We start from the raw sequence: 17,020 nt of genomic DNA, 5'->3' as shown, positions 1-17,020 counted from the left end.
GCGCGCCGGGCGCGGCCGCGACGCGGCGGGGGGGGCGCCCGGCGCGCCGAGCGCCGCGGTGGGCCGCGTTGCCCCGCCATGGGGGGGGGGGGAGGGGGGGGCGGCGGCGGCCGCGCGACCCAGCCCGCCGATCGCCATCGCATCGGGTTTGAGGCCGTTGAGGCGCTGCGCGGCCTGCAGTTCGCGGCCGAATTCTTCGGCCGATGCGGGCCGGTCGGCCGGGTCGAGCGACATCGCCCTCTCGATCGCCGAGCACACCGCGTCCGGTATTCCTTCCGGACGCAGATCCGGAACGCCGGTCGTGCTGATCCGCAGGTACTGCGCGATCAGGTCCTCACCCTTCCTACGCTCGTGGGGGGCGTTGCCGACGATCAGCGCATAGATGGTGGCGCCGAGCGAGTACATGTCGGCCGCGACCGTCGCCGGGCTGCCGGTCATCACCTCCGGCGCCGTGTAGTCGATGGTGCCGGAGAAGAACCCGGTCGCCGTCTCGTAGCCGCCTTCGATGTGGGCGATGCCGAAGTCGCTCAACTGCGGTTCGCCGTAGTCGTTGATCAATATGTTCGCCGGCTTGATGTCGCGGTGCAGCGTTCCGGCCCGGTGCGCGGTTTCCAGTGCGCCGCAAAGCTTTACACCGATGCGCAGGGCGTCGGGCCAGGACAACGGTCCCTCGCGGCGCAACCGCACCGCCAGGGAATCCGCGGCGTGGTAGGGCATCACGATGAACGGCCGGTTGCTGTTGGTCAACCCGACCCGCAGGATGTTGACGATGTTGGGGTGCCCGGACAGCCCGCCCATCGCGTAGCCCTCGCGCAGGAAGCGTTCCCGGCTCTCCTCGTCCATGTGCGACGGCAGCAGCTTGACCGCGACGTTTCGGCCCAGCGCCGTCTCGTAACAGCGGTAGATCACCCCGGCCCCGCCACGGGCCACCTGGTGCGCATCCTCGAAACCGGCGGCCGCCAGCTCTGCGGCGATCCCGCCGGATACCGATGCCACGCCGTCGGACCTGGGTTCTTCGGGCATTCCTGGGCGCTTAACCTCCCGTACATACAGCTCAGAGAGCTCAAGAGTATCGTCGCGTGACCTCGCGGGAGTATCTTTCGGCGACCATCGTTATCAAGCCAAGACGTGGCGGCCAACCACGGGAGGATGCAACGGGTTTGGCTGGCGCCATCGGGTGGAGCTCGGGCCAGAATGGCGATATGACGTTGGATCTGAACGCATATTTCGAACGCATCGATTTTCACGGCACCGCGGAGCCGACGCTCGACGCGCTGCAGGCGCTGGTGCGCGCCCACACGCGCGCGGTCCCGTTCGAGAACCTCGATCCACTGATGGGAACGCCCGTCGACGACCTCGGCCCAGATGTCCTGACCGACAAGATGGTTCAGCGGCGCCGGGGCGGCTACTGCTACGAGCACAACGGGCTGATGGGTTATGTGCTGTCGGAACTCGGCTTTCGGGTGCGGCGATTGGCGGGCCGGGTGGTCTGGATGCTCCCGCCCGACACGCCGTTCCCCGCGCAGACCCATACCGTGCTGGCGGTGACGTTCCCCGGCTCGCAGGGGTCCTACCTCGTCGACGTCGGCTTCGGCGGGCAGACACCGACCTCCCCGATCCGGATCGAGACCGGCACCGTGCAACAGACCGAGCTCGAGCCGTACCGACTCGACGACGGCCGCGACGGGCTGGTGCTGCAGGCGCAAATCCGCGGCGAGTGGGCGCCGCTCTACGAGTTCACGACGCGCACCGCACCGGCGATCGACCTGAAGGTGGGCAGCTGGTTCGTCTCGACCCACCCGTCGTCGCACTTCGTCACCGGCCTGACGGCCGCCCGGGTCATCGACGACGGCCGGTTGAACCTGGCGGGGCGCTACCTGACGGTCCACCGCGCCGACGGCAGCGAGAAAATCCGGCTGGACGACGCGGCCGCCGTCGTCGACGCCCTCAGCGCGCGGTTCGGCATCAACGTGGCCGATCTGGGTGACCGGGGCGCTCTCGAGGCCCGCCTGGACAAGGTTCTGGGTGCTTAAGGCGCGTTCCGATGTGACCGGCCGCAGGCCGATGCCGAATAGTGATCACCGCAATAGCCCGTCTAATGCGGCGAATAATAAGAGCGTCTATTAACCTGTCCCAACGTGAGTCGGGATCACGGGTCAGCCGGTGTCGTCGGGGCTGCCTCGGGCAGTGTAGACACCAACGCTGTCCTGGGCGGCGGGATTGTGGTGCCCGAGGGCGTCACCTTGACGTCGAATTTCGACCATAACCGAGCCTCGTTGGGTGACAGTCCGGCCTACCGCTTCATCGACTACTCGCAGGACCAAGAGGGGCGGATCCTCGAGCTGACCTGGAACGAGCTGTGGTCGCGCGTCTGCGCCATCGGCGCCCGGTTGCAGCAGGTCACCAAGCCCGGGGACCGGGTGGCGATCCTGGCCCCACAGGGCCTGGATTACGTGGCGGGCTTCTTCGGCGCCATCCACGCGGGAAATGTCGCGATCCCACTCTTCGCCCCGACGTTGGCCGGGCACGGCGAGCGGCTGGGGGCGGTGCTGGCCGACGGCCGGCCCGCCGCGGTCCTGACCACCACCGCGGCCGCCGAATCGGTGCGGACGTTCATCCGGACCCTGCCCGCGAACGAGCGGCCGCGGATGATCGCCGTGGACGCGGTGCCCGCCACCCTCGCCGAGACCTTCGTCGACCCCGTCCGGGACACCGACGACCTCGCCTATCTGCAGTACACGTCGGGTTCGACCCGCACGCCGGCCGGGGTGGAGATCACCCATCGCGCGGTCTACACCAACGCGATGCAGATGATCCTGCACGGCGGGCTGAACACCGACGTCCAATGCGTGAGCTGGCTGCCGCTGTATCACGACATGGGCCTGATGATGATCGTGTTCACCGCGTATTTCGGCGCGCACGTCGCGCTGATGGATCCCATGGCCTTCCTTCGCCGGCCCTACCGCTGGATCAAGCAGCTGGGCATCGCGGCGACGCGCGGCCGGACGATGGCCGCGGCACCGAACTTCGCCTTCGAGTTGACGGCCCAGCGCGGGTTGCCGCCGAAGGGCGAAGACCTCGACCTCAGCAACGTGGTGTGCCTGCTCAACGGGTCGGAGCCCGTGAGCATGGCGGCCATCGAGCAGTTCACCAACGCCTTCGCCCCGTACGGCCTGCCCACGTCGGTGGTCAAGCCGTCCTACGGGATGGCCGAGGCGACACTGTCGGTCGCCAGCATCGCCTCGGACGCCACGGCCAGCGCGATCTTCCTCGACCGCGAGCAGCTCGGCGCCGGCCGCGCGGTGGTCGTCGATCCGACCGCATCCGGTGCGGTTTCCCTTGTCTCCTGCGGCCAGCCGATCCTCGAGGAATGGGCGGTGATCGCCGACCCGGACGGCGCGGAGGTACCCGACGGCACCGTGGGGGAAATCTGGTTGCACGGCAACAACGTCGGTCGCGGATACTTCGGCCGCGAGGAAGAAACCCGGCGAGTGTTCGGCAACAAGCTGCAGTCCCGGCTCGAGGTGGGCAGCCACGCTGAGGGCGCTCCGGACAACGGGTCCTGGCTGGCGACCGGCGATCTCGGCGTCTACGTCGACGGGGAGCTGTACCTGACGGGCCGGATCAAGGACCTCATCATCATCGACGGCCGCAACCACTACCCGCACGACATCGAAACCACCGTGAGCGAAGCTTCGCCCGCGATCCGCACCGGCTACGTCGCCGCGTTTTCCGTTCCGGCCGAGGCGGTTTCAGCCCTTACCGGGAGCGGCGGCTCCGGCGAGCAGGTGGTCGTCGTCGCCGAGCGGGCCGCCGGCGCGGGCCGCGACTTGGGACCGATCGCCGACACGGTGCGGGCGGCGATCTCCCGGCATCACCAGATTCGCGTCGCCGACGTTCGCCTGGTGGCCGCCGGGGCCATCCCCCGCACGACGAGCGGCAAGCTCGCCCGCAACGCCTGCCGGGCCGAATACCTCGCCGGACGGTTCAACCGCTGACGGACAGCCAGGGGCCGATCCGCTTGAGGGCCTCTTCGATGTCGCTCGTGGGTCCGGCGAACGACAGCCGGACGAACGAATGGCCGCGCGCGGTGTCGAAGTCGATACCCGGTGCGATCGCAACGCCGGTGTCGGCCAACAGCTTTGAGCAGAACCCGAGCGAGTCGTCGGTGAAGTCCGAAACGTCGGCGTAGACGTAGAACGCGCCGTCGGTGGGTGCCAGCCGGTCGACGCCGATTCCACGCAGGCCGTCGAGCAGCAGCGAGCGGTTGATCGCGTAGTGCTGTAGGTTGCCGTCGGCCTCGGCGGTCGCCTCCGGGGTGAACGCGGCCACCGCGGCGCGCTGCGACAGCACCGGCGGGCAGATGGTGAAATTGCCGGTCAGGCAGTCCACCGCGCGGCGCAGCTCCGCCGGCAGCAACAGCCACCCCAGCCGCCAGCCCGTCATCGCGTAGTACTTGGAAAAGCTGTTGACCACCACCGCGTCTCGCGAGGTCTGCCAGGCGCAGCTGGTCGGCGGCGCCCCGTCGTAGACCAGCCCGTGGTAGACCTCGTCGCTGATCAGCCGCACCCCGGAGGCCTCGCACCACGACGCGATGGCGGCCAGCTCGGCCGGCGGAATGACCGTCCCGGTGGGATTGGCGGGGCTGGCCACGATCACGCCCTTGATCGGCGGGTCGAGCTCGGCGAGCATCTGCGCCGTGGGCTGATACCGCGTGTCCGGCCCGCAGGCGATGTCCACGACCTCACATCCCAACGCGGACAGGATGTTTCGATAGCAGGGGTAGCCGGGACTGGCCAGCGCGACCCGATCTCCCACGTCGAAGCACGCCAGGAACGCCAGCAGGAAGCCACCGGAGGAACCGGTCGTCACGACGACCGCGTCGGCCTCGACGTCGATCCCGTGTTTGCGTTGGTAGTCCGCCGCGATCGCGGCGCGCAGCTCCGGAATGCCCAGCGCGACGGTGTAACCCAGCTGGTCGAGGTGCAGCGCCGAGGCCGCGGCCGCGCGGACCGGCTCGGGCGCGCCGACGCTGGGCTGGCCCGCCGACAGGTTGACCAGGTCGCCGTGGCTGCGCTGGCGCTCCGCGGCGGCCAGCCAGACATCCATCACATAGAACGGCGGGATGCCGGCACGCAGGGCGACGTGGTCAATCACGTTCGGATGATTTCGGATTCCAGTCGGCGCAGCAGCTCTCGCGGCGGGTCGAGCAGTTGCGCGCTGCCGTGGGCGCGTTTGAAGTACAGGTGCATGTCGTGTTCCCAGGTGATCGCGATCCCGCCGTGCAGCTGGATCCCCTCGGCGGCAACGGCTTTCAGGGCCTCGGTGGCGGCGAGGCGCGCGGTGGCCGCGCTGGTGGGGTTGGGGTCGTCGCACGCGTCGGACACCACGGCCTTGGTCGCGGCGACGGTGACATACAGGTCGGCCATCCGATGCTTGAGCGCCTGGAAGCTGCCGATCGGGCGGCCGAATTGCACCCGGCTCTTGGTGTATTCGACGGTCAGTTCCAGGCAGCGTTCGGCGGCGCCGATCTGCTCGGCCGCCAACAGGATGGCGGCGAGGTCCGCGATGCCGGGGTCGGCGCCGATGGCTTCGGTCTCCTCGGGTTGCAGGCAGGCCAGGCGGCGGGTGGGGTCCATGGTGGCGACGGGTTGCGCGGCGAAGCGGGTCCACCTGCTCAGCGCACCGTCGGCGGCCGCGACGACGACGTCGGCGACGTCCCCGTTGACCACGTAGTCGGGGTCGATCACCAGGGCGCCGATCGAACTGCCCTCGGCGAGCGCCGCCAGGGTTTCGGCGTCCGGTTCGGCCGCCGCGAGCAACGCGAGTTCCGCCAGCGTGGTGCCCAGTAGGGGGGAGGGCACCAGGGCCCGGCCCAGCTCCTGCAAAACGACTGCGGCGTCGGCTAATTCGCCGCCCGCGCCCCCCAGCTCCTCGGGGATCACCAGCGCGGCGGCGCCGACCTGCTCACACAGCAGCCGCCACAGCGCCTCGTCGTAGCCGCGCTCGGACTCCATCGCGGCGCGCACCGCCGCCGGTTCGGCGTGCTTGGCGACCAGGGCCGCGACGGTCTCGCGCAGCAGCTGCCGTTCTTCAGTCATGGCGCCACTCCTCAGCATCGCTCCGTCCCCCGCAAGCGGGAGGTGCCCCCACTGCATCGTCGCCGGCGCACGTCACAACGCCTCCAGGACTCGCCGCCGATGCGCCTCGGGGGTACCCCAGGCCGAGCGTAGCGCCTGCACCCGCAGCAGCCACAGTGACAGGTCGTGCTCCTGGGTGAACCCGATGGCGCCGTGGGTCTGCAGCGACGCACGCGCCGCGAGCAGGGCCGCATCGGATGCGGCCGCCTTCGCCGCGCTCACGTCGCGTGGTTCCACCGTCAGCGCCGCGCCGTACAGCAGGGGGCGGGCCAGCTCGATCGCGATGTGCACGTCGGCCAGCTTGTGCTTGATCGCCTGGTACGAACCGATCACTCGCCCGAACTGGCTGCGTTGCTTGGCGTAGTCGACGGCGCCGCTCAGCAACGCCTCGGCCGCGCCGACCAGCTGCGCCGCGGTGGCCAGCGCCCCGAACTCGTAGGCGCGCTTGACATCAGCTCGCCACGCGTCACCGGCCGGCGTGACGTCATAGAGGCGGCGGCTGGGATCGACGGACTGATGGCCCTCTCCCGCTTGGGCTTCGGTGACGCCCTCTTCCGTGGCCAGCAGCACCAGCCCGGCGGTGTCGGCGTCGACCGCGCGCGACGCGTCCGGCGGCAGTGCGACGGTGGCGATGAGCTCACCGGATGCCAGGCCGGCGCAGCGCTCGGCCTGATCGTCCGACGCCAGCAATATCGGTGCCACGGCGACCGATTCGGTCACCGGACCGGGAACGCACCAGCGCCCGAGGCATTCGAGGGCGACCACCACGTCGACGGGATGGGCCTCGATGCCGTCGAATTTCTCCGGCACGGCCAGCGCCGTGACGCCGAGGTTGGCCAGCTGCTCCCACACCTTGCGGCCGGGCGAGGTATCGCCGGCGGACCACGCGCGGATCGCGCCCGGCAGGTCCGCGGCGCCCAGCGCCGCGTCGATGCTGGCGGCGAAGTCGCGTTGCTGTTCGTCTAATGCGAAGTCCACGGTCACTTCTTCTCTCGAGGCAGGCCCAACAACCGTTCGGAGATGATGTTGCGCTGAATTTCGTTGGTGCCGGCGTAGATTGGCCCTCCGAGCGCGAACAGCAGCCCGTCGGTCCAGGGGCCGGCCAGCTCGCCGTCGGCACCCAGAATGTCGAGCGCGGTCTGATGTATGGCCACGTCGAGGTCCGACCAGAACACCTTGGTCACCGACGATTCGGCGCCGAGTTCGCCGCCGGCGGCCAGCCGGGTCACGGTCCCGAAGGTCTGCAGGCGGTAGGCCTGCGCGTCGATCCACGCGTCGGCGACCCGGTCGGCGAACGCCTCCGGGGAGCCGCGGTCCTTCCACAGGCGCACCAATCGTTCGGCCGCGGCCAGGAAGCGCGCCGGGCTGCGCAGCGACATCCCGCGCTCGTTGCTCGACGTGCTCATCGCGGCGCGCCAGCCGTCGTTCGGGGTGCCGATCACGTCCTGGTCGGGGACGAAGACGTCGTCGAGGAAGATCTCCCCGAAGCCGGTGTCGCCGCCGAGCTGGACGATCGGCCGCACGGTCACGCCCTTCGCCTTGAGGTCGAACATGAGATAGGTCAGCCCGTTGTGCCGCTCGGCGTCGGGGTCGGAGCGGAACAGGCCGAACCCCATCTCGGCGAACGGGGCTCGCGAGCTCCAGATCTTCTGCCCGTTGAGCAGCCAGCCGCCGTCGGTTCGGGTGGCGGTGGACCGCAGCGACGCCAGGTCGCTGCCGGATTCGGGTTCCGACCAGGCCTGCGCCCAGATCTGTTCACCGCTGGCCATTTTCGGCAGGATCCGGTCGAGCTGCTCGGAGGTGCCGTGCGCGAACAGCGTCGGGGCCAGCATCGAGGTCCCGTTGGCGCTGGCCCTACCGGGCGCCCCGGCGCGAAAGTACTCCTCCTCGAACACCACCCAGTGCAGCAGCGGCGCGTCGCGACCCCCGTACTTCTTGGGCCAGGTGATCACCGAGAGGCCGGCGTCGAACAGCACCCGGTCCCAAAGCCGGTGTTGCGCAAACCCTTCGGCGTTGTCGTAGGACTTCGTCGGAATCGAATCGGCGTTGGCCGCGAGGAAGTCGCGCACCTCGGCTTGGAAGGCCAGCGTCTCGTCGTCTAGTTGCAGGTCCAATTCAGGCCAACTCTCGCAGTTGTGGTTTGACCACCTCGCCGGCGGCGTTGCGCGGCAGCTCGTCGACGAACCGCACCGAGCGCGGTGCCTTGAAGTTCGCCAAATGCTCTCGGGTGTAAGCGATCACCGATTGTTCGTCGAGCTCGGCACCGGGCCGGGTCACTATGAACGCGCGGCCCACCTCACCCAGCCGCTCGTCGGGCACCCCGATCACCGCGGCGTCGACCACCCCGTACATCCGGGCCGCGCGGCCCTTCGTGACGAGGTGCACCGCGCGACGGCCGCCCTCATCGCACTGGGCGTGCGGGCCGGGGACCGGGTTGCCATCTGGTCGCCGAACACCTGGCACTGGGTGGTGGCCTGCCTGGCGATTCACCACGCCGGGGCCGCCATGGTGCCGCTCAACACCCGATACACGGCCGGAGAAGCCGGCGACGTCCTGGCCCGCACGCGTGCGCCGGTGTTGTTCGGGATGGGTCGATTCCTGGGCAATGACTGCGTGGCCGACCTGGACCGCGCGTCGCTGCCGGCGCTGCGCCACATCGTCCGCGTCCCGATCGAGGCGGACGACGGAACCTGGGACGAGTTCATCGCCCACGGCGGACGTGAAGGATCGGTCGTCGGTGATCAGGGCGTCGTGGTCGGGAAGCTGGTGCGCCAAACGATCCAGCGCCGCGGGCACGGTGCGGGGATCGGTGGACACGGGAACTCCTTAACAAAGCAAGTGCTTGGTAGGTTAGCCTACAGGGCATGCAGGACGCCGAAGAGTTCCGGGCCGAGGTCCGCCAGTGGCTCGCCGACAATCTCGTCGGTGAATTCGCAGCTCTCAAGGGCCTCGGCGGCCCCGGGCGAGAGCATGAGGCGTTCGAGGAACGCCGGGCGTGGAACCAGCACCTCGCCAAGGCCGGACTGACCTGCCTGGGCTGGCCGGTCGAGCACGGCGGGCGCGGCTTGTCGACCGCGCACCGGGTGGCGTTCTACGAGGAGTACGCGAAGGCGGACGCGCCGGACAAGGTCAACCACTTCGGCGAGGAGCTCCTCGGCCCGACGCTGATCGCGTTCGGGACGCCGGAGCAGCAGCAGCGCTTCCTGCCGCGCATCCTCGACGTCACCGAGTTGTGGTGCCAGGGCTATTCCGAGCCCGGCGCCGGCAGCGACCTGGCCAACGTCTCGACCACCGCCGAGCTCGACGGCGACCAGTGGGTGATCAACGGCCAGAAGGTGTGGACGTCGCTCGCGCACCTGTCGCAGTGGTGCTTCGTGGTGGCGCGCACCGAGAAAGGCTCCAAGCGGCACGCCGGCCTGTCGTACCTTCTGGTGCCGCTGGACCAGCCCGGCGTGCAGGTCCGGCCGATCGTCCAGATCACCGGCACGGCGGAATTCAACGAGGTGTTCTTCGACGACGCCCGCACGGACGCTTCGTTGGTGGTGGGCCAGCCCGGCGACGGCTGGCGCGTGGCGATGGGAACGCTGACCTTCGAGCGCGGCGTCTCGACGCTGGGGCAGCAAATCCGTTATGCCCGCGAGCTTTCCAACTTGGCCGAGCTCGCGCAGCGCAACGGCGCCGCCGACGACCCGTTCATCCGGGAGCGGCTGACGCGGGCGTGGACCGGGCTCCGCGCGATGCGCTCGTACGCCCTGGCCACCATGGACGTCGAGCAGCCCGGCCAGGACAACGTGTCGAAGCTGTTGTGGGCCAACTGGCATCGCGATCTGGGCGAGCTGGCGATGGACATCATCGGCAGGCCTTCAATGACGCTGTCGGACGGGGAATTCGACGAGTGGCAGCGGCTGTTCCTGTTCACCCGGGCCGACACGATCTACGGCGGGTCCAACGAGATCCAGCGCAACATCATCGCCGAGCGGGTGCTCGGCCTACCCCGAGAGGTGAAGGGATGACGCTCTCCGAAGCGCCGAAAGAGATTGCCGGACACGGGCTTCTGGAAGGCAAGGTGGTCGTCGTCACCGCGGCCGCTGGGACCGGCATCGGGTCGGCCACCGCCCGGCGCGCCCTGGCCGAGGGGGCCGACGTGGTGGTGTCGGATCACCACGAGCGACGGCTGGGGGAGACGGCCGACCAGCTCGCCGCGCTCGGCCTGGGCCGGGTCGAGAAGGTCGTGTGCGACGTGACGTCCACCGCCCAGGTCGACGCCCTGATCGACTCGACCACCGCGCGCATGGGCCGCCTGGACGTGCTGGTGAACAACGCCGGGCTGGGCGGGCAGACCCCGGTGGTCGACATGACCGACGACGAGTGGGACCGGGTTCTGGACGTCACGCTGACGTCGGTGTTCCGGGCCACCCGCGCGGCGCTGCGGTATTTCCGTGACGCCAAGCACGGCGGGGTGATCGTCAACAACGCCAGCGTGCTGGGCTGGCGCGCCCAGCACTCACAGTCGCACTACGCCGCCGCCAAGGCCGGCGTGATGGCGCTAACCCGTTGCAGCGCAATCGAAGCCGTCGAGTACGGGGTCCGGATCAACGCCGTCTCCCCAAGCATCGCGCGACACAAATTCCTGGACAAGACGACCTCGGCCGACCTGCTCGACCGGCTGTCGGCCGACGAGGCGTTCGGTCGCGCCGCCGAGCCGTGGGAAATCGCGTCGACCATCGCGTTTCTGGCCAGCGACTACTCGAGTTACCTGACCGGAGAGGTTATTTCGGTATCAAACCAGCACGCGTAAAGTTCGACCGGATCAGCTACGGCAACTGCCGCTTGAGATTGAAAATGCGCGCACCCGCAAGTGCCGGATCCTTGACGTCCGCCTAACCCAAGCCCGTCAACGTCTTTACGATGCTGAAGAACCCCGTGAGGCGGCTGCCGGAGTTGAGGAAGCCCGAGTCCTGGCCGGCGATGAAGCCGCTCGGTATGCCAGGGAGGGGGCCCGTGACGCCGGTGTTGAAGAACCCCGACATCTGGCCGGTTATGAAGCTGCCGCCGCTCGCCGTGTTGAAGAAGCCCGATACAGCGCCAAAGTTGGGGTCGGTGGACGTGTTGAAGAATCCCGAGACGCTGGTACCCGTGTTTCCAAAGCCCGACGTGGTGACGTTGGGGACGTTGGTGATGGACCCGAAGCCCGTGTTGAAGTTGCCGGAATTGTAGAAGCCCGTGTTCACTGTGCCCGAATTTCCATCAAACGTGTTGAGCGTGCCCGAGTTGTCCATGCCGGTGTTGGCCATACCGGAATTGAAGAATCCGGTGTTTAGCACGCCCGAGTTTCCGAAGCCGGTATTCAGCTGGCCACCGTTCCCAAAGCCGAAGTTGCCTTGGCCAGCGTTCCCGAAGCCGATGTTGCCGAAGCCGGAGTTTCCGAAGCCAATGCTTTGCAGCTTGCCCAGGTCGGCGGCAACGGTGTTTTGCCCCGAGCTACCGAAGCCGATGTTGCCGTCACCGGAGTTGAAGAAGCCGATGTTGTGGGTACCGGAGTTGCCGAAGCCGATGTTGCCGCTGCCCGAGTTCAGCAGCCCGGCGAGGTTGATGCCCACCTGATTGTTGCCGGTGAGCCCGATGCCGATGTTGTTGTTGCCGGTGTTGCCGAAGCCGATGTTTCCGATGCCGGTGTTTCCACCGCCTATATTGCCGCTGCCGGTGTTGCCGAAGCCTTGGTTGGCGTTGCCCAGGGATCCGTTCGGGCCGGTGTTGCCGAAGCCGATGTTATAGGCGCCGACGTTGCCGAAGCCCAGGTTTCGACTTCCGATGTTGCCGAAACCCACGTTGCCGCCGGGGTTTGTGGTGCCGGCGCCAATGTTTCCGAAGCCGGTGTTTCCGACGCCCTGATTTCCGCTACCGATGTTGAGGTTGCCGGCGTTGCCGCCGCCGACGTTTCCGTTGCCGTTGTTGCCGTTGCCGATATTTTGTCCGCCGGTGTTGCCGTTGCCCAGGTTGCCGGTGCCGTTCTTGTTGCCGACGCCCAGGTTGGGCAGGCCGGCCAGCAGATCTTGCAGGGTCTGCGCGGGGCTGAGCCCCGCCGCGGCCGCCGACGCCCCGGAGTAGTAGCCCGACATCGCGGCCACGTCCCGGGCCCACATCTCCTCGTACTCGCCCTCCAGCGCGGCGATCGCGGGCGCGTTGAGGCCGAACCAGTTCGACATGACCATCTGCACAAGCGAATTGCGGTTGAGATCAATGAGGATCGGTTGAACGGTCGCGGCCTGCGCCGCCTCGAAGGCGCTGACCACCGCCCGTGCCTGCCCGGCCGCCCCCGCCGCTTGCGCCGCCGCCTGACTTAGCCAGCCTGCATATGGCGTGGCCGCGGCCGTCATCGCCTGCGCCGAGGCCCCCTGCCACGCCTGACCGGCCAGCCCCGAGGTGACCGCGGAAAAGGACGACGCCGCCGATCCCAATTCCGATGCCAACCCGTCCCATGCCGCCGCCGCTTCCAGCATGGGTGCCGAACCGGCGCCACTGAACATCAGCAGGGAATTGATTTCCGGCGGCAACACCGCGAAGTTGGCCATGCTTGAACCTCCCACTCGATTCCCCCGGCCGCATTTGCGCGACCGGTGCCCGAATGAAACCGAGTAATCCGAAGGGGATGCTACGACCTCGGGCACGCTGGCGTTTCGCTTTTCGAAAAGCGAAGGCCTTGGCGAAAGGCTCGGCCAGATGAATGCAAAATTTGGCCGTGTCTATTCGAGTTACCTGACCGGAGACGTGATTTCGGTTTCCAGCCAGTACCCGTGAAACCGATCGGCTATGGCACCAGGAACAGTCCTAGGCTGAACAGGCCCGCCAGGAAGCTTCCCCTGTTCAACAGGCCCGAATCGGCGCCGATCTGTCCCCCAATCGCGTGGACCGCCGTCGGGAGGCCGGTGTTGAAGAAGCCCGACATACCGACATTCGCTCCGCCGCCGGGGTTGGCCACGTTGATCGCGTTTCCAATCCCCGATAGGACTCGGTTACTGCCGCCGCCGGTGGCTGAGTTCAAGAAGCCCGAGATGAAGTGGTCCCCATTGCCGCCGCCGGTGTTGAAGAAGCCCGAGATACCGGCCCCGGTGTTGCCGAAGCCGGAGTTGGCGAGCCCGGAGTCGGTGGCGAACCCGACACCGTTGTTGGTGTTGCCAAAATTCCAGAAGCCCGTGTTGAAGCTGCCCGCGTTGCCGTTGCCCGTGTTCGCGTTGCCCGAGTTCCCATTGCCCGTGTTCGCCACGCCCGAGTTCCCCATCCCGGTGTCTGAGCCGCCCGAGTTCCCGAAGCCGGTGTCAACGCTGCCCGCGTTCCCGATGCCGGTGTTGAGGCTGCCGGTGTTCCCCAGGCCGGAGTTCGCGACACCGGAGTTCCCGATGCCGAAGTTATTGAGAGCGCCCGGGGTCAAGGTGTTGGTGCCGGAGTTGAAGATGCCGACATTGCCGTTACCGGAGTTGAAGAACCCGATGTTGTTGGTGCCGGAGTTGCCGAAGCCGATGTTGCCGGTACCGGAGTTCAGCCCGTTGAAAGTGAACTGATTGGTCGCGGTGTTGAAGAAGGCATTGCCGATGCCGATCTCGTTGTCACCGGTAAGCCCGAAGCCGATGTTGTTGTTGCCGGTGTTTCCGGCACCCATGTTGCCAATGCCCTTGTTTCCCAGGCCGACGTTGTTAGTGCCGGTGTTGCCCATGCCCATGTTGTGGCCGGTGGTCAGGGTGCTGCCGAAGTTTCCGAACCCGACGTTTCCGGCACCGAAGTTTCCGGCACCGGAGTTCCCGCTGCCGAAGTTTCCGCTGCCCATGTTGTTGTTGCCGAAGTTTCCGTTGCCGATGTTTCCGGAGCCAGTGTTGCCGCTACCGACGTTGGCGTTGCCGCTGTTGCCATTGCCGATGTTCCCCGTCGTACCGATCTTGTTGCCGATGCCCAAGTTGGGCAGGCCCGCCAGCACGTCTTGCAGTGTCTGCGCGGGCGTCAACTGCGCGGCCGCCGCCGCGGCCCCGGAGTAGTAGCCCGACATGGCCGACACATCCCGGGCCCACATCTCCTCGTACTCGCCCTCCAACTCGGCGATCGCAGGAGCGTTGAGGCCGAACCAGTTCGACATCACCATCTGGACGAACGAGTTCCGGTTGAGGTCCACCAGGAGCGGGTGCACGGTTGTTGCCTGGGCGGCCTCGAACGCACTGACCACCGCGCGGGCCTGCCCGGCGGCGTCCGCGGCCTGCGCCGCCGCCGAACTGAGCCACCCGGTGTACGGGGTAGCCGCCTCCGCCATCGCCTGGGACGCCGGCCCCTGCCAGGCTTGACCGACCAATCCGGACGTGACCGCGGAAAACGACGACGCCGCGCCTCCCAGCTCCGAGGCCAGCCCGTCCCAGGCCGCCGCTGCCTCCAGCATCGGTGCCGAGCCGGCACCAGAAAACATCAGCAACGAGTTGATCTCCGGGGGCAACACCATAAAGCTCATTACCGCAACCTCCTAGCCCTTCACCAACCGGCGAACCACTGAACTATGCGGGGTACGGTCGGAAACGAGCCGGGTCTTCCTCCACTGGCCCTTAGTCGTTTCTAATCGGGCAGGCCCCCACGCCGGGGAGATTACAACGGTGCGCGGATAACCGCGTGCGTTTCCGTGAGAATGCCCACTGATGACTCACGACGAGTGAAATCGCAACCTGGCCGTCATCTCGCGTTCCTGTTTGGGGCCCTTCATTGCCACGCTGCGGCATATAAGCCAGCGGCTACTCGAGTTACCTGACAGGAGAGGTCATTTCGGTGTTCCGGTGAGGTTACGGCAACCGGCTGAGGTCAAACAGACCCGACACGGTGGTGCCCACGTTGAAGAAACCCGAGGTGTAGCCGCTGACGCCCGACAAGAAGATGTTTTGGCTGTCGGGGATGGCGTGGTTTCCGATGCCCGAGACGTGGTAGCTCGCGAAAGAGCCACCGGTGGCCGAGTTGAAGAAGCCCGACATGAAGCCGTTGAAGCCCGGGCCGCTCGCGGTGTTAAAGAAGCCCGAGACGTCATCGCCGGTGTTGCCGAAGCCCGAGCTGGTCAGGCCGGAGTTGGTGGTGATCCCGGTGCCTGTGTTCGTGTTGCCCGAATTCCAGAAGCCGGTGTTGATGAAGCCCGAGTTGCCGTCACCGGTGTTGAGGTCGCCCGAATTCGAGCTGCCCGTGTTGTCGATGCCCGCGTTACCAAAGCCGGTGTTCTGGGCGCCGGAGTTTCCGAAGCCGGTGTTGGACTCCCACGCGTTCCCGATGCCCGTGTTTCCGAGGCCCGAGTTGCCCAGGCCGACGTTGTTGCTGCCGGAGTTGCCGAAGCCGAAGTTGTTGAAGTGGTTCAGCGGCGACAGTGTGTTGCTGCCCGTATTGAAGGCCCCGACGTTGCCGTCGCCGGAGTTGAAGAAGCCGATGTTGTTGGTGCCGGAGTTCCCGAAGCCGATGTTGCCCGTGCCCGAGTTCAGCGCACCGAGATGAAACTGGGTGGTCGCCCGGTCGAAATATGTGTTCCCGAGGCCGATTTGGTTGTCGCCGGTAAGGCCGAAGCCGATGTCGTTGTTGCCGGTGTTGCCCCCGCCGATGTTCCCCTTGCCGAGGTTTCCGCCGCCGTAGTTTCCGTTACCGACGTTTCCGAAGCCGAAGTTGTTGTTGCCAGAATTGCCCATGCCGAAGTTCTGGCCGGAGGTGGCGGTGGCTCCGGTGTTTCCGAAGCCAATGTTGCCGAAGCCCGCGTTGCCGGAGCCGAAGTTGTTGTTTCCGGTGTTCCCGGCGCCGACGTTCTGGTTGCCGATGTTCCCGCCGCCCACGTTCTGGCTGCCGGTGTTGCCGGTGCCGGCGTTCTGGCTGCCCTTGTTGCCGGTGCCGAGGTTGGCGTTGCCGAGGTTTCCGATTCCCAGGCTGGGCAGGTTGGCGAGAAGGTCTTGCAGCGTGGCCGTGGGCACCAATTGCGCGGCCGCCGCCGACGCCCCGCCGTGGTAGCCCACCATGGCGGACACGTCCTGGGCCCACATCTCCTCGTACTCGCCCTCAAGCTGGGCGATCGCGGGCGCGTTGAGGCCCAACCAGTTCGACATCACCAGCTGCACAAACGAATTGCGGTTCAGCTCGACCATCAGCGGGTGCACCGTCGCCGCCTGCGCCGCCTCGAAGGCGCCGGCCACGGTGCGGGCCTGCAAGGCCGCGCCGGAAGCCTGGGCCGCCGCCTGGCTGAGCCACCCCGCGTACGGTGTTGCCGCGGCCGCCATCGCCTGCGATGCCGCACCCTGCCACGCCTGGCCGGTCAAGCCCGAGGTGACCGCCGAGAACGACGAGGCCGCCGATCCCAGCTCCGAAGCCAGCCCGTCCCAAGCCGCCGCGGCATCCAGCATCGGTGCCGACCCGGCGCCGCTGAACATCAGCAGAGAGTTGATTTCCGGCGGTAGCACGGCGAAGTTCGCCATTTGAAGAACCTCCTACACGTTTCCGCGGCCGCGATGGCGACCGCGCTTGGCGACGCCCGCGCGGCAAGTACAACCGGTCCGATGCGCTACCGATCCCAACAAATGACCCAAAGCAGAACTTATGGACGGCCTGCGTCGGTGGGCTCAAAAAATCGGGAATCTTCCCCATTGTGGTCCCAGCCGCTGCCCGAAAGCGCGATGGTCGACTCGAGTTACCCGACCGGAGAGGTGATTTCGGTTCCGAACCAGCGTCCGTTAGCGAGTAGGGCAACACGTGACTGAGGTTGAAGATCCCCGACGCCAGGTTGCCCATGCTGAAGGCGGCGAACCCGACCCGTTACAGGCGGCCGAGGCTGAAGAGGCCCGCGAAACCGGTGCCGATGTTCAGCAAGCCCGAGTCGAGGCCGCTCACGAGGC

General features: G+C 67.4%; 12 protein-coding genes and 3 pseudogenes. 5 read left to right on the top strand and 10 right to left on the bottom strand.

What is annotated here, in order from left to right:
- Nucleotides 1-1,023, bottom strand: a 1,023-nt coding sequence (locus A9X00_RS11460) for a serine/threonine-protein kinase (RefSeq protein ID WP_156772040.1), incomplete at its 3' end; no start/stop codon positions are given.
- 179 nt (nucleotides 1,024-1,202) lie between these two features.
- On the opposite strand from A9X00_RS11460, the gene A9X00_RS11455 reads away from it, so the two are divergent.
- Both A9X00_RS11455 and A9X00_RS11450 read left to right on the top strand, forming a co-directional pair.
- Nucleotides 1,203-2,033, top strand: coding sequence for an arylamine N-acetyltransferase (locus tag A9X00_RS11455; protein WP_067152970.1), 831 nt, complete (start codon nucleotides 1,203-1,205; stop codon nucleotides 2,031-2,033).
- A gap of 105 nt (nucleotides 2,034-2,138) precedes the next feature.
- The gene (locus tag A9X00_RS11450) at nucleotides 2,139-3,998 is read left to right on the top strand and encodes a fatty acyl-AMP ligase (protein ID WP_067152968.1); all 1,860 of its coding nucleotides are present in this window, start codon (nucleotides 2,139-2,141) and stop codon (nucleotides 3,996-3,998) included.
- Here A9X00_RS11450 and A9X00_RS11445 read toward each other — a convergent pair.
- From A9X00_RS11445 to A9X00_RS29805, 5 genes and pseudogenes are all read right to left on the bottom strand, one after another.
- Nucleotides 3,988-5,157, bottom strand: a complete 1,170-nt coding sequence (locus A9X00_RS11445) for a pyridoxal phosphate-dependent aminotransferase (RefSeq protein ID WP_067152966.1) — start codon at nucleotides 5,155-5,157, stop codon at nucleotides 3,988-3,990. The two genes, A9X00_RS11450 and A9X00_RS11445, sit on opposite strands and share 11 nt — an antisense overlap.
- On the bottom strand, nucleotides 5,154-6,101 hold the full coding sequence (locus tag A9X00_RS11440; RefSeq protein ID WP_067152964.1) for an acyl-CoA dehydrogenase family protein: 948 nt from the start codon (nucleotides 6,099-6,101) through the stop codon (nucleotides 5,154-5,156). Before A9X00_RS11440 ends, A9X00_RS11445 begins: the two co-directional genes overlap by 4 nt.
- A gap of 72 nt (nucleotides 6,102-6,173) precedes the next feature.
- Nucleotides 6,174-7,124 carry an acyl-CoA dehydrogenase family protein gene (locus A9X00_RS11435; protein ID WP_156772039.1) on the bottom strand — a complete coding sequence of 317 codons (951 nt, stop codon included), beginning with the start codon at nucleotides 7,122-7,124 and terminating at the stop codon, nucleotides 6,174-6,176.
- Nucleotides 7,121-8,254 (bottom strand): acyl-CoA dehydrogenase family protein, encoded by a 1,134-nt coding sequence (locus tag A9X00_RS11430; protein ID WP_067152962.1) that lies wholly within the window; start codon nucleotides 8,252-8,254, stop codon nucleotides 7,121-7,123. The genes A9X00_RS11435 and A9X00_RS11430 overlap by 4 nt, the downstream gene beginning before the upstream one ends.
- A gap of 1 nt (nucleotide 8,255) precedes the next feature.
- Nucleotides 8,256-8,498 (bottom strand): annotated as a pseudogene (locus A9X00_RS29805) (fatty acid--CoA ligase); the annotation flags it as partial.
- Between the two features lie 9 nt (nucleotides 8,499-8,507).
- Between A9X00_RS29805 and A9X00_RS29800 the strand changes: the two are divergent.
- Nucleotides 8,508-8,855: pseudogene (locus A9X00_RS29800) on the top strand (AMP-binding protein); the annotation flags it as partial.
- On the opposite strand, the pseudogene A9X00_RS31845 reads toward A9X00_RS29800, so the two are convergent.
- Nucleotides 8,852-8,957: pseudogene (locus A9X00_RS31845) on the bottom strand (hypothetical protein); the annotation flags it as partial. The pseudogenes A9X00_RS29800 and A9X00_RS31845 sit on opposite strands and share 4 nt — an antisense overlap.
- 47 nt (nucleotides 8,958-9,004) lie before the next feature.
- On the opposite strand from A9X00_RS31845, the gene ipdE1 reads away from it, so the two are divergent.
- Nucleotides 9,005-10,153, top strand: coding sequence for an acyl-CoA dehydrogenase IpdE1 (gene ipdE1 / locus A9X00_RS11420; RefSeq protein WP_067152958.1), 1,149 nt, complete (start codon nucleotides 9,005-9,007; stop codon nucleotides 10,151-10,153).
- Nucleotides 10,150-10,938, top strand: coding sequence for a (5R,7aS)-5-hydroxy-7a-methyl-1-oxo-2,3,5,6,7,7a-hexahydro-1H-indene-carboxyl-CoA reductase (gene ipdF, locus A9X00_RS11415; RefSeq protein WP_067152956.1), 789 nt, complete (start codon nucleotides 10,150-10,152; stop codon nucleotides 10,936-10,938). Before ipdE1 ends, ipdF begins: the two co-directional genes overlap by 4 nt.
- Nucleotides 10,939-11,020: 82 nt before the next feature.
- Here the strand turns inward: ipdF and A9X00_RS11410 are convergent, their stop codons facing one another.
- The 3 genes from A9X00_RS11410 to A9X00_RS11400 all read right to left on the bottom strand — a co-directional run bounded on the left by A9X00_RS11410 (nucleotide 11,021) and on the right by A9X00_RS11400 (nucleotide 16,603).
- Complete coding sequence (locus A9X00_RS11410) at nucleotides 11,021-12,712, bottom strand: PPE family protein (protein WP_067152954.1); 1,692 nt, start codon at nucleotides 12,710-12,712, stop codon at nucleotides 11,021-11,023.
- A gap of 236 nt (nucleotides 12,713-12,948) precedes the next feature.
- Nucleotides 12,949-14,628: a PPE family protein gene (locus A9X00_RS11405; protein WP_067152952.1), complete on the bottom strand. Its 1,680-nt coding sequence runs from the start codon at nucleotides 14,626-14,628 to the stop codon at nucleotides 12,949-12,951.
- A 322-nt stretch (nucleotides 14,629-14,950) separates the two neighbouring features.
- Nucleotides 14,951-16,603 carry a PPE family protein gene (locus A9X00_RS11400; protein WP_067152950.1) on the bottom strand — a complete coding sequence of 551 codons (1,653 nt, stop codon included), beginning with the start codon at nucleotides 16,601-16,603 and terminating at the stop codon, nucleotides 14,951-14,953.
- Between the last annotated feature and the right edge of the window lie 417 nt (nucleotides 16,604-17,020).

This window comes from Mycobacterium sp. 1245805.9, assembly GCF_001672915.1.
Taxonomy (GTDB): domain Bacteria; phylum Actinomycetota; class Actinomycetes; order Mycobacteriales; family Mycobacteriaceae; genus Mycobacterium.
Note: the sequence above shows the minus strand (reverse complement) of the source record. Positions and strands in the feature narration are given on the sequence as shown.

Bases quoted from the DNA above. Each gene is read 5' to 3' on its own strand.
- ipdE1 (WP_067152958.1), top strand. From the start codon at position 9,005: ATGCAGGACGCCGAAGAGTTCCGGGCCGAGGTCCGCCAGTGGCTCGCC.
- ipdF (WP_067152956.1), top strand. From the start codon at position 10,150: ATGACGCTCTCCGAAGCGCCGAAAGAGATTGCCGGACACGGGCTTCTG.
- A9X00_RS11410 (WP_067152954.1), bottom strand. From the start codon at position 12,712: ATGGCCAACTTCGCGGTGTTGCCGCCGGAAATCAATTCCCTGCTGATG.
- A9X00_RS11405 (WP_067152952.1), bottom strand. From the start codon at position 14,628: ATGAGCTTTATGGTGTTGCCCCCGGAGATCAACTCGTTGCTGATGTTT.
- A9X00_RS11455 (WP_067152970.1), top strand. From the start codon at position 1,203: ATGACGTTGGATCTGAACGCATATTTCGAACGCATCGATTTTCACGGC.
- A9X00_RS11400 (WP_067152950.1), bottom strand. From the start codon at position 16,603: ATGGCGAACTTCGCCGTGCTACCGCCGGAAATCAACTCTCTGCTGATG.
- A9X00_RS11440 (WP_067152964.1), bottom strand. From the start codon at position 6,101: ATGACTGAAGAACGGCAGCTGCTGCGCGAGACCGTCGCGGCCCTGGTC.